Genomic DNA, 832 nt, shown 5'->3' with positions numbered 1-832 from the left:
CCGCGTCAGCCGCACCCCCCGCCCCCCCCCCCTTCCGGACTCGCGGCGTCAGCCGCGCCGCCCCCTCCCGGACTCGCGGCGTCAGCCGCGTCAGCCGCACCGCCCGCCCCCCCCCTTCCGGACTCGCGGCGTCAGCCGCGCCGCCCCCTCCCGGACTCGCGGCGTCAGCCGCACCGCCCCCTCCCGGACTCGCGGCGTCAGCCGCGCCGCACCTGATCTTCAGGTTCATCACCACTCAGGTATTCAGCTATTGGATACCGCACCAGACAATCAGAAAGCCATGATGTACCTTCCTTTTGTGCATAGTAATGATAACTTGAAAATTTCCAGTCTTCAGGTCGCTGTACATACCCATGCTTGACAGGGTTCAGATGAATATAGTTAAACCGCGTCCACAGCCCGGCTTCAGTCCGCACGCAAGTATCCCAGTAGTTGTGCCAAATTTGTCTACCGGGCAAGGCGTCATGTTGGTTAATATGGCGTGATGTATTGGCATGCAGTTGGCCGACAAAACGACCTACATCACGCCCAAGATGACTTTTTAGCAATAGATGGTAATGGTCGTCAAGGATCACCCATGCTTTCAGGCGGATGCCAAATCGTAAGACGAGTCGCTGTAGCGTTTCACGCATGATCACCTTGAACTCAGGGTTTGCCAAGAATGGCGCATGCGCAAGAGTTGTAGCCGTAAGCATATACCAGGTATTGTCGATGTAAAGATGTGGCGGCGTATGGCGTTGCATATGTTGCTCAAAGTTGTGTTCGGCGCGGCTCACGCCGCGAGTCCTTCGTTGTGTTCGGCGCGGCTCACGCCGCGAGTCCTTCGTTGTGT

1 protein-coding gene is annotated in these 832 nt (G+C 58.2%); it reads right to left on the bottom strand.

Translation table 11 applies throughout. The annotated features are described in order from the left end of the window. Positions 1 to 197 precede the first annotated feature (197 nt). Positions 198 to 832, bottom strand: a 635-nt coding sequence (locus CJ255_RS22160; RefSeq protein WP_217352529.1) for an REP-associated tyrosine transposase, incomplete at its 5' end; no start/stop codon positions are given.

Source organism: Candidatus Viridilinea mediisalina (assembly GCF_002532535.1).
Lineage (GTDB): Bacteria > Chloroflexota > Chloroflexia > Chloroflexales > Chloroflexaceae > Viridilinea > Viridilinea mediisalina.
Note: the sequence above shows the minus strand (reverse complement) of the source record. Positions and strands in the feature narration are given on the sequence as shown.